The sequence below is a fragment of the Cohnella baijiui genome (genome assembly GCF_020731285.1).
Classification (GTDB): domain Bacteria; phylum Bacillota; class Bacilli; order Paenibacillales; family Paenibacillaceae; genus Cohnella.
Window position 1 is genome coordinate 1 of sequence record NZ_JAJFOW010000077.1, and the last position, 10,463, is coordinate 10,463.

The following is a 10,463-nucleotide window of genomic DNA, read 5'->3' on the forward strand; positions in this document are numbered from 1 at the left end:
TAGGCTTCGTCAGCAAATTCAATCAGGAATCATATACTCCCCTCGCCTCCACCATAAAAACACTGACCGCATGAGGTCAGTGTTTTTTTGTGGGCGAGGGGGTGTTGCCCCGAATCCGAAGGAGGACAGGGGTTCGACCGCGCGCAGGGAGCGACAGATGGGGACCCCGCAAAGTATTCGGAATAAGCTTCGGAGCTTGTGGTCTCTTTGTGGGGAATAGCAACGAGCACGGCATCTGATTCTTCCGCTGCGCTCTGCTTCGTCGAGTAAGCCTCGTCAGCAAGTTCAATCGAGAATCATATACTCCCCTCGCCTCCACCATGTAAAACCCCGACCGCATGAGGTCGGGGTTTTTGCATGGTTGGCGAGTCGGGAGTTTCCCTGTCTCCGATTCCGCACGGACGGAGCAAGAGACTCCCTCCCTCCCCCGCCCTTTTCATTTAATAGGATGATAAAGCAAAGGTATAATAGTGGAAAGATAGCGGATGGAGGCGTTCATCATGACTCTCGTCCAGATCGATTATGCTCGTGTCGAGTACCGCATTGAAGGGACAGGACCGGTGGTTGTCGTATTAAACGGCGGTCATTGCAGCAGAGAGACAAGGCTCTCCCACGAGAAGTTAAAGGACTATGGCTTTACCGTATTAACCCCTTCAAGGCCCGGTTACGACGATACTTCCGACGAAGCTGGCCGGAGCGCCGAGGAATCGGCCGACACATTGGCTAAGTTATTGGATAAGCTTCATATCGATCAAGTCGATCTCATCGCCATCTCTGCCGCCGGTCCAACCGGCCTGGCATTCGCTTATCAATATCCCGATCGTGTCAAGAAGCTGATCATGGAAAACGCAGTAGCCATCGAGTGGGACGATAAGCTTAAAAAAGGAGCCAAAAAGCTGTTCGGTTCGGCTGAAAAGGTCACATGGCGGGTCACCAAAGGACTATTGGCAACATTTCCGAATTTCATGGTCAGAACGATGATGAAACAATTGACTAAGCTCCCGGTTTATCAAGTCTTGCAAAGAATGAGCCGGGAAGACATTGAATTCGTGAAGAACATGATTCGGACATCGCAATCGGGCACGGGATTCATCAATGATCTGGATCACAAAATCGTCGATTTAAGCAAAATCTCTACGCCCGTTTTAGGCTTCTACACGAGAAATGACAAAGTGGTGACGTTCGAACATGCCGATAGACTTGCCAAAGAACTGCCGAATTTCGAGTTGTTCGAAAGCCCGGCGGACAGTCATCTCATTTGGATCGGGTCGTTCGCCAATGAGATTTGGAAGAAAAGGCTTGAATTTCTGAGAAGTTAACACGGATTATGAGGTTAGCCAGCTTATACCTGGTTAACTTCTTTTGCTTTAAGATTGCTGTAGCCGGGAACGGAGATAGGTACGCTCGTTCGCCTCCCCTCGCCTCCACCAACATGAAAGCCAGCCGCTTTGTTGAATAACCTTCTCTCGCCATTATAAGCATCTTGGGGTTCTGGTGCGTGGGGTTTGGTATCTAGCAACACCGTACAACTTGTGGACGAGATTATTGATGCTTACTTGGACAACAATTTTGAACTTCCTTATTTTCTGTACTTGCAAACCGGGATCCGAACAAGCCTGGATTTCGGGAGGAGCTAATAAACCTATAACCCTTATCCAAACTACAAAGGAAAGGCGGTAATGACTGAAATGGCCAAGTCGTCGCATTACGGCATAAATCCTTTATTAATAGCCGCATTAACCGGATAAGCTATGATTGATATTCCGCCGAGCCCTGATTTATCTTTACTTCCGGGAAAGCTGACCAAGTCTATTATCAAGTACAAGAAAAGAATTGATCTTCCAGCAGCCTCCCGCCGCGAGAATCTGATCTGCGGACATTGCGGGTGCCAAGGTAAATATGATCTGGGCCTTATAGCCTTCAATATGGAACGCTGGATGAAGGAAAAGAACGCAACGTCGACGAACGAACTGAACTACCAAGTAGCCTTGAACTACGTCCAATCAACAGGCTATTTTCGGTGCAAGGTTTGCAACGGTGCAGGAGAGTGGGAGTTTAAGGATCCGTTTTTTATCTTTGGATTATTAACGAGGCTTCTTGATGAAGGAAAGAATAAGCGAACAGGTTATATAGAAGGAGAAATCCGATTATATGACGGCTCACTGCCCAAATGGGCAACGCATGCCGAGGATGCTCTCTTAGCCAAACTAATGGACAACGGCAACAATGGATTGTTGTGGAACAAGCTGGGCAATCTTTATCAAAGTGGAGGGAGGCCCGAACTTGCTGCTGCGGCGTTCGAGAAGTCCCTACAGATGGATCCGTCTCAAGTGGAGTCTCATTATTCCTTGGGAAGTTTGCTGTATCAAATCGGGGATTTGGAAAATTCCGCATACCACAGCAGAATGGCGCTCGTTCATGCAGATCGATACGAAGAAATGACGGCGCTCAAGCTAAGAGAGATGTTATCAGCGTGCTTGCAGGACCTGTTCGAGATCCATATGGTTTCTAATAAAAATATACCGTTTTTACCGACAAGGGAAGAGTTGGCTTTGCTTCCTGCCTTCAAGGAAACAGCCTCGTCCAAGGAAAATCATCTAATAGAGTCGCGGGATTTGGAGATTTTTCCGGAGGATCGGGAATCGTTCTATCCGTTGGCAGAAATGTACATGCAGCACAGGAAGAATGAGCTTCCGAAAGAGGAGAGAACGCAGAATACAGCGTTGAAAGAACATAGAAATCGGATATCGTCGGGAAATGCAAAGGCGGGATCCATCTCGATTGATCATCTTGTACAAATTCGAGCTGAGTCGGAGGAGAGAGCTGCGAGATTGACCAAGGTATGCGAAAGATTCCAGATTCCTTGCTCGATTGAAATTGGATATCCCGAGGATTTAGACAACCTGGAGGAGGCGTTATTTGGCAAGCTCAGCCTATCCAATGTATACGCTCTCTGCCCATGCGGCAGCGGAAATAAATTTAAATTCTGCTGTGCGCAAAAGGCGAAAAACTTGGATGTTGAACTCTTTATTGACGAGTTTGGATCCGTGACATAATGATAGTAATTTGTTAAGCCGCGTTCTCGCTTGCCGCTGAATCAGGCGATGGATAGAGGAAGTCTTCGACATGTTACCCTGTATATCCACATACACCTACACGCGGAGAATTTACAACCGGAAGAAGCATTTCCTCTCCGCATTCATGCGCTTCCGAACAAGCTTCGCACAACCATCCAGACTTGTCATACTGGCACTCTGAACACACGTTTTCCGCAACTGCAGTACCGCATTCGTCGCAGTAGATAACAGGAGCCGAGTTGCGGGCGAGAAGTTCGATTGCGGGAGCAGCGCGATTGGCCCCAAGCCTTTCCTCGACTACCTTCAGCTTCAGTTCGGTTGTCGACCCCATATCGTACTCGTGCCGGAAGGACATGCCTTTATACAGCAAGTCGCGCAGTTTGACTCGCATGCTTTTGTCGCCATAAGATTGGTCCGGGTCGGAGGAAAAAGTTTGATTTTCGATGATGAACAAGCTCATGTGACCGCAGCATTCCAACCAAATGTCCCTCAGAAAGTGATCCAGCTGCTTTAACGTCGAGTCAGCGCTTGCCTCGAGATAAAGCCAGTACTCCGGCGAACGGCTCTGTACACTGATCAGGAATAATCGTTCGTTCCCGTCATCCCTGGACCGTTCCGGGCAGTTTTTCAAATGCTTCGCGACGGTCATCTTGCTAAGTTCTTTCTCACAGCTTATACAAATTCCGGTGCTAGTTCTGCCCATGGATACCCCTCCATTCGATCATTTATTATGTTCATTATACCAAGACAATTGATATATTGTGGAATGAAATACATGCCCGGCGCGGCGGAAGGGAATAAACAAACGAATGAAACGAAGGATTCCATTATTGCCGGAGCCTGAAATACGGGTCATTCTTCGGGCCGCCGACGATATCATCGCAACTGGCGGACGGACGCTTCTGTCGAAGATTTTGAAAGGTTCGAAGGATCGCAAGCTGCTCGAGCTGGGATTGGATCGGAATCCTTCATACGGATTCTACAAGGATCTTGCCTTGGCAGAGATTATGGACAAAGTGAATCGAATGATTGCTACAGGTTATTTGGATACAGAAAAGCGGGGCAAACTGCCCATGATTGTATTTTCTCCGCTCGGATGGGTGATCGAAAGGGAGCGGCATGCGGAAGAATTTTTGCAGGAGTGGGATCGCTGGATCGAGAGCGAAATCACTCCGATCAGCATGGAGTATTTGAAGGAACGCAACCGGGGCATGATCCTCTTATTCTTGTACAAAATATTATGCACCGGGAATACGAAGTACATTCCGTTTTTGACTTTATGGGAAGGCATCGATTTTAAGAAAGTGCAGGCGGAGATCCGAAAGGTGATTGATGCGCTTAATCGTCGCCGTCTAATGGATGATTCAGATTGGGAGCGGCTCAAGCGCGAGCGGGCACAATCGCTGTTGATCAGGGTACAGGATCCGATATTTTTGGCTTGCCGGAAGTGTGGCTATCCTTATTTGTTCGATGAAACGAATCCAGATCATTATTCGAGTGAAGGATTGCGATTTCCGGAAAGGTGTCCGCGTTGCACGGATAACGGCCAAATTTAAACGATAGAATAAGGTTGTTGGATTGGCAGGAGGCTCACTTTTGGGGAAGAAGAAAAAGAAGAAGCCGAACACACCGCGGGCCAAGCGAATGAACCGGCAAGGCCGGCTGCAATCGGCGGTGAGCTGGCTCAAAAAATATAATGGCAAGCAGTACATACGTGGTTACAGCAAGCATTATGGGGTTGACACGGGAACGGCAATTGTGGAGCTGCGCATGTTGGGCATATCCTTATCCGATGAAGTCGTTCGCAGAGCGCTAGCAAGTGCGGCAGCTTCTTTAAAAGCCAGAAAAGATCGCAAAAAGAAAAGACAGCTGCGGCTTCAAGAGCAGGAACCATTCAGCCGTTTAGAATCCGATGAGACATTTGCAGTCATTGTCGGATACACAAACTGGGGATTTCCGTACGGCATTACTTGGGAGGAAATGGAGCTGTTCGCCGATCGGGATAGTCTCTACAATACAGTTCCACCCCAGACCCCATTACAGTATTATACCTCGGTGGATGAGAAGGGCCGGCCCTATGTTGATGAGCGGGAGGCGGAAGAAGTTCCGTTCGATTTTGAAACGTTTATTCAGTATTTTGCCGAGCTTGCATGATTGGAGAAAAGCAAACATTTGTACGATTCTATCGAAAGGAAGGCGATGATCGGATGAATGCGGGCAAGGTCGTACAAATTCCCGTTTAGTCTGTCGGCTAAATAATTCTTGTAGAAACGAGTCGAACATTTCCGGTAGGATAGGGGTAATAGAATAACGGGGGTGGCATGATGAACAGCCGATCGATCGGCGCCTCATTGCGCAGCGTACCGGAGCTCAGCTACTTGAATGCGGACAATGTGGCCCGGTATCGCGCCGTCATGCGTTTTATGTATCAAGAATACCAGCGGCTGCGTTACTGGCTGCGCCCGGAGGACGTGCATGCGGGAGTGGCGGCTTGGGACGTACTGGACGGCTATACGCTGGAGCAGTGCCAGCAGGACTTGGAGCGGCTGAAGGAGTGGGGCAATCTCGCGTCCCGTCATGACGGAGGGCGCGCGCTCACGCTTGAAGAATATATGCGGAAGAAAAGCCAGTACCTGCTCACTCCCTATGCGATCGAAATCGAGCGGATGCTGGAGACGCTGGAGAAGATCAAAGGTTACGGCGGTTCCTTGGAGACGACGTACTTCGATACGATCGCGGAATGCCTGCAGCAGATCCGGCTAAACGTGGATCGCTTCGAGCCCGGCGAGGCGCTCGCCTGCTGGGACAGGCTGCAGCATGCCTTCAAGACGATGCACGAAAACGCGGCCGACTTCATCGCGAGCATGCATTCGATTCAAGCGGAAGAGATGATGGCGACGGACGCGTTCCTGGCGATGAAGGAGACGCTGACGGACTACCTGCAGCACTTCGTCAAAAGCCTGCAGCGAAGCGCCTACCTGATCGAAGGAAGGCTGCAGCAGATCACCGATTCGGTCCGCGAGCTATACCTGGAGGAAGTCATGCGGGACGAGCTGCGCAAGCCGCGTATCGAGGAGGGCCACTCGCCCGAGGAGATCGCGGAGCACCAGTTGCAAAGCTGGGCCAATCTGTACCGCTGGTTTATCGGCGATACGCGCGAGCCGAGCGAGCTCGTGCTGCTCGAGCGGGCGACGAAGGAGACGATCGCCAAGGTCGTCCGCAGCGCGATCCGGCTGCAGGAGCGCCGCCGCTCCGGACTGAGCCGGCGCAAGGATCTGGAGACGCTCGGCGGGTGGTTCGCCCAGCTTGATGATATTCGGGACGCGCATCGGCTCGCGGCGTATGCGTTCGGCTTGTTCCCGAGCCGTCATTTGCAGGGAGAAGACGAGCGGGAAACGGACCGGGCCGATCGGTCCATGTGGCAGGAGCCGCAGAACCTGCGAGCCATTCGCAGCCGCAGCCGGCGGCGAGTGGAGAAGACCGGCATCGAGCCGGTCCGGCGTTCGGACGAGAAGCGGCAAGCCTATCGCGAGCAGGTGGCTCGCCAATTGGAGGAAGAGGCGGTCTTTCTGGAACAGCTGGCGGGGCAGGGCGAGATTCGCATTGGCGAGCTCGGCGTTCTGACCGCCAAGAAGCGGCTGCAGCTACTGCAGTGGATTGGCCGTTGTACGGCGAGCGCGAGCCGGTCGTTCATTGCCGCGGACGGCACGGAAGTTCGGCTGGAGCAGCCGCGCAAAGAAGAGCCCGAAGCGCTGCTGCTCTGCGAAGACGGGGAGCTGGCGCTTCCGAATTATCGGCTTGCGTTCATTCGTGAGGGGACGATGCAGTATGTCTAGAGGAGGAGCGAAGTCATGGGCGATCCGCCGGATGCGGCAGCAGGGCCGCACCGACGCGGCGTTGTGGGACGAGCGCCGTCGTCTCTGCGCTCAGGTGCTTCTTAACCGTCCCTGGGTGACGAAGGAAGACAACGCGGAGCTGTTCTACTGGATCAAGGACCAGTACGCGGAGTTGCGCGATTGGTTTGCGGAATACGCGGGCTTTTCGCTGCTGCTTACCCGGACGATGGCCAAGCTGGACAAGGCGCCGCTCAAGGCCGAGCCGTGGATGGGTTTCCGCGAGTTCCGGGAGACGCGGGACTATGCTTTTTTCGCCTACGGGCTGTGGTTCCTGGAGAGCAAAACGGAGATGGACCAATTCCTACTCACAGACATGGTAACGCAGATCCGTGAGCAGATGCTCGGAGCGAGCATTGCCGTGGCCTGGGACAACTATTATCATCGGCTATCCATGGTGCGGGCACTCAAAAAAATGAAGCAGCTCGGCGTGCTGATTGCGGTGGACGGAGACGAAGGCGACTGGGCGAGCGACGAGAGCCGCAACGTGCTGTATGAATGTTCGCCCTTTGCGCGCTACGTTCTAAGGCAATTTCCCGACGAACTGCGCCGCAGCGAGCGGTTTGAAGGAATGAGCGAGCTGGTCGCTTATGCCGACACCGAAGAAGGCAGGCTTCGCCGCCTGCGGCATCGGGTGTACCGGCGATTGCTGCTTGAGCCGGTCGTGCACGACCGGCATTGGGACGCCGAGGAGCTGCGGTACGTGCAGACGCAACGCCGCTCGCTCACGGATCAATTGCAGAGGATGTTCGGACTCGAAGGGACGAGATACCGGGAAGGGCTGCTATTCTTCTACCCTGAGTTGTCGTTTGAAGGGGAGTTGTTCCCAACGCCGGCGGCGATTTCGGATCTCGTGCTGCTGCTGGCGGGGGAGCTTCGGCGCAAGCAGCAGCGGGAGCATGCCGGCTACGTGCTGGAAGACGACGGAACGATCGTGTTGACGCGAAGTGACCTGGAGCAGGCGCTGCTGGAGCTGAAGTCTGACTATCAGGACTATTGGAGCAAGGAGCATCGCGAACTGTCGGCATCCCAGCTCGCGGATGAACTGGCGGCACATATGGAAGAATGGAGCCTCGGCGGCTGGCGCGATGATAGCCGGTTCGTCGTGTATCCGATCGTCTCGAGGTGGAACGGATATTATCAGGAAAGCATGGACGGGGGGTAAGCGCGAGTGAGGGAACAGGCCGAAAAAACGAAAACGAGATGGGAAATGGCGCGAGCGGGGCTGTTCAACTTCTGGTGTTACGAGAACGAGGAATTCGAGCTGGAGGCGGGACGCCTCATTCTGCGCGGCACGAACGGAGCCGGCAAGTCGGTGACAATGCAGAGCTTCTTGCCGCTTGTGCTGGACGGGGACAAGCGCCCGCATCGGCTGGATCCGTTCGGCTCCCGAGACCGGAAGATCGAATATTACTTGCTCGGCGAAGGGGAACATGCTGGGAGAATCGCTTATGTCTGGCTGGAATTCTATCACGCCGAGAAACGGCTGCATAAGACGATAGGCATTGGTCTTCGCGCGCAGAAGGGTGCTTCGTCGGTCCAGTTCTGGGGCTTCGCGCTGGAGGACGGCCGACGGGTGAATCGCGACTTCTGGCTGTACGACCGCGAGGCGTATGTGGGAAAAGTGCTGTATTAGAGGCTATTGGTGTCTTGAGTTCTGCTATTTCTGATAAAGTTGATGATTCAATTCTAAATAACAAAGGCGTGAGGTTAGGCACACCTTCTCTATACAAATCATCGTTTAAAGATCAGGAAAGGATTCCTTTAAATATTGAGTTTGAAGTTGGAGTGCTGATCAAGTTAACTGGCAATATAAAGTGAATTTAAATAATCCTATAGAAAAACCGAAGCCATCTTGGGAGTACCATTCCGAAATCTTGAAGAAAAATAATAGAAAGGTTTTCGGGAGGTCAAGGGCTTCTAAATACAAACTAGATAATTTTCCGGAAATAGAGATAGATGCATATAAAGGGCTTCTCTCTTTTTTACAAGGAATTAGGACTAAGAATGGTCAAGGATATGCCAATGATTTATACGAAGTTTTTAAAGACTATTGCATATTCACTCCGAATACAACTACTTTAAGGGGAATTCAACTTGATCCATTTCAAAGGGAGCCTGTTGGATTGTTAGGTGGCAGACTTTCTGATGCTGTAAACGAATTAATTAATTTGGAAGAGGAAACCTTCGGGACTTTAGATCTTGAAGATTTATTTGATCTATTGCATTGGGTGAATCAGGTAGAAGTGGGTAAACCTACAAAAGAAATGCTTTCATCTAGTGTCCCCGTTACAGCTAAGACGATACGATTTACAGATCGGTTTATGCGAGAAGGTAGAAATGAACTAACGGCATATGATGCTAGCGAAGGATCTTTGTATGTTCTGTTTCTCTTGTCTTTAGTGATGCATAAGGCCTCACCTCCAATGTTTGCAATTGATAATTTTGATCAAGCTCTTAACCCCAGACTGGCAAGAGCTGTTACAACAAAATTTTGTGAGCAAGCAATAAAGAACAATAAAATTTGCTTCGTTACAACACATAATCCATTAGTCTTAGATGGACTAGATTTAAATGATGATCGAATTAGATTATTTAGTGTCGATAGAAACAGTAAGGGACATACCCAGATAAACAGAATTAATATAACCGATGACCTTCTTGCCAAGGGAAAGGAAGGCAACAGTTTATCGAGATTATGGACATCAGGATGGCTGGGTGGTGTTCCTAATATATGAGGGATATTACATTTGGTTTAGTGACCGAAGGCCCAACTGATTTTGAGCTTATAACTCAACTCATTCAAAAGATTGTGCCAGGTGAGCATCGATTTCTTCCATTACAACCTGATCTTTCTGCGACCGAGGGGTTTGGGGTGCATGGAGGAGGTTGGAAAGGAGTATTCTCGTGGTGTGAGAAATTCGGTGCTGATCCCGGTATTTTCTTTTATATGAACAATATGACACCTGCAATTGATGTACTAATCATACATATAGATGCTGATATTTCTAGAGATCAAGAGATTAATTGTGCAAGACCTTGTCCTGAAGCAGAAGCAACGGTTATTGAGCTCGAAAATAAACTTAATTTAGCGTTGAATGTACAAGATCTAATGGGTCGTATTATATTTTGCATTCCAAGTGACAATACTGAAGGTTGGATACTTGCAGTATTTGATTCATCGCACCATAACCCTCCATCACAATATATTGAATGTATTCAACAACCTGAGTATATAATTTCAAGTCCTCAATATAAGTTGATAAAGAGAAAAGAAGGCAAGCCAAAGAAAAATCAGTCAACATATAGAGAAAAATTAATACCGGAAGTACTTCAAAAATGAGATGAATTACGAAGTATTTGTACACAAGCAGAGAAGTTACATCAAAATCTTCAGCAATTATAGAATATTTGAATCAGAATGCGATAACAAGCTGTACGGGGATAGTTCGAGCATGGGTTGCGGGTAGTGGGGACGCGTCCGCTTCATCAA

General features: G+C 50.1%; 9 protein-coding genes and 1 pseudogene. 9 read left to right on the forward strand and 1 reads right to left on the reverse strand.

The genetic code is table 11. From position 1 onward, the window contains the following. The first annotated feature begins 500 nt into the window (after nt 1–500). Nucleotides 501–1,319 (forward strand): alpha/beta fold hydrolase, encoded by an 819-nt coding sequence (locus LKX83_RS31390; protein WP_227887147.1) that lies wholly within the window; start codon nt 501–503, stop codon nt 1,317–1,319. 432 nt (nt 1,320–1,751) lie between these two features. Continuing rightward, nucleotides 1,752–3,056 carry an SEC-C metal-binding domain-containing protein gene (locus LKX83_RS31395; protein WP_227887149.1) on the forward strand — a complete coding sequence of 435 codons (1,305 nt, stop codon included), beginning with the start codon at nt 1,752–1,754 and terminating at the stop codon, nt 3,054–3,056. A gap of 73 nt (nt 3,057–3,129) precedes the next feature. Here the strand turns inward: LKX83_RS31395 and LKX83_RS31400 are convergent, their stop codons facing one another. Then, nucleotides 3,130–3,780 (reverse strand): hypothetical protein, encoded by a 651-nt coding sequence (locus LKX83_RS31400; protein WP_227887150.1) that lies wholly within the window; start codon nt 3,778–3,780, stop codon nt 3,130–3,132. 106 nt (nt 3,781–3,886) lie between these two features. Here LKX83_RS31400 and LKX83_RS31405 point away from each other — a divergent pair, with 106 nt between their 5' ends. The 7 genes and pseudogenes from LKX83_RS31405 to LKX83_RS31435 all read left to right on the forward strand — a co-directional run bounded on the left by LKX83_RS31405 (nt 3,887) and on the right by LKX83_RS31435 (nt 10,313). Continuing rightward, nucleotides 3,887–4,633, forward strand: a complete 747-nt coding sequence (locus tag LKX83_RS31405) for an RQC domain-containing protein (protein WP_227887151.1) — start codon at nt 3,887–3,889, stop codon at nt 4,631–4,633. Nucleotides 4,634–4,673: 40 nt separating this feature from the next. Continuing rightward, nucleotides 4,674–5,231: a hypothetical protein gene (locus LKX83_RS31410; RefSeq protein ID WP_227887153.1), complete on the forward strand. Its 558-nt coding sequence runs from the start codon at nt 4,674–4,676 to the stop codon at nt 5,229–5,231. A gap of 170 nt (nt 5,232–5,401) precedes the next feature. Beyond that, on the forward strand, nt 5,402–6,913 hold the full coding sequence (locus LKX83_RS31415; protein ID WP_227887156.1) for a TIGR02677 family protein: 1,512 nt from the start codon (nt 5,402–5,404) through the stop codon (nt 6,911–6,913). Then, entirely contained in the window at nt 6,906–8,135 is a 1,230-nt protein-coding gene (locus LKX83_RS31420; protein ID WP_227887158.1) for a TIGR02678 family protein, read from the forward strand. The genes LKX83_RS31415 and LKX83_RS31420 overlap by 8 nt, the downstream gene beginning before the upstream one ends. A gap of 45 nt (nt 8,136–8,180) precedes the next feature. Continuing rightward, on the forward strand, nt 8,181–8,606 hold the full coding sequence (locus LKX83_RS31425) for a hypothetical protein (protein ID WP_227887160.1): 426 nt from the start codon (nt 8,181–8,183) through the stop codon (nt 8,604–8,606). 178 nt (nt 8,607–8,784) lie between these two features. Further along, nucleotides 8,785–9,708, forward strand: a pseudogene (locus LKX83_RS31430) (AAA family ATPase); the annotation flags it as partial. After that, complete coding sequence (locus LKX83_RS31435; protein WP_227887163.1) at nt 9,705–10,313, forward strand: hypothetical protein; 609 nt, start codon at nt 9,705–9,707, stop codon at nt 10,311–10,313. The pseudogene LKX83_RS31430 and the gene LKX83_RS31435, both read left to right, overlap by 4 nt. The last annotated feature ends 150 nt before the right edge of the window (nt 10,314–10,463 follow it).

Excerpts from the sequence above, each read along its gene's own strand:
- LKX83_RS31390 (WP_227887147.1), top strand. The coding sequence starts at position 501 with ATGACTCTCGTCCAGATCGATTATGCTCGTGTCGAGTACCGCATTGAA.
- LKX83_RS31395 (WP_227887149.1), top strand. The coding sequence starts at position 1,752 with ATGATTGATATTCCGCCGAGCCCTGATTTATCTTTACTTCCGGGAAAG.
- LKX83_RS31400 (WP_227887150.1), bottom strand. The coding sequence starts at position 3,780 with ATGGGCAGAACTAGCACCGGAATTTGTATAAGCTGTGAGAAAGAACTT.
- LKX83_RS31405 (WP_227887151.1), top strand. The coding sequence starts at position 3,887 with ATGAAACGAAGGATTCCATTATTGCCGGAGCCTGAAATACGGGTCATT.
- LKX83_RS31415 (WP_227887156.1), top strand. The coding sequence starts at position 5,402 with ATGAACAGCCGATCGATCGGCGCCTCATTGCGCAGCGTACCGGAGCTC.
- LKX83_RS31420 (WP_227887158.1), top strand. The coding sequence starts at position 6,906 with ATGTCTAGAGGAGGAGCGAAGTCATGGGCGATCCGCCGGATGCGGCAG.
- LKX83_RS31425 (WP_227887160.1), top strand. The coding sequence starts at position 8,181 with ATGGCGCGAGCGGGGCTGTTCAACTTCTGGTGTTACGAGAACGAGGAA.
- LKX83_RS31435 (WP_227887163.1), top strand. The coding sequence starts at position 9,705 with ATGAGGGATATTACATTTGGTTTAGTGACCGAAGGCCCAACTGATTTT.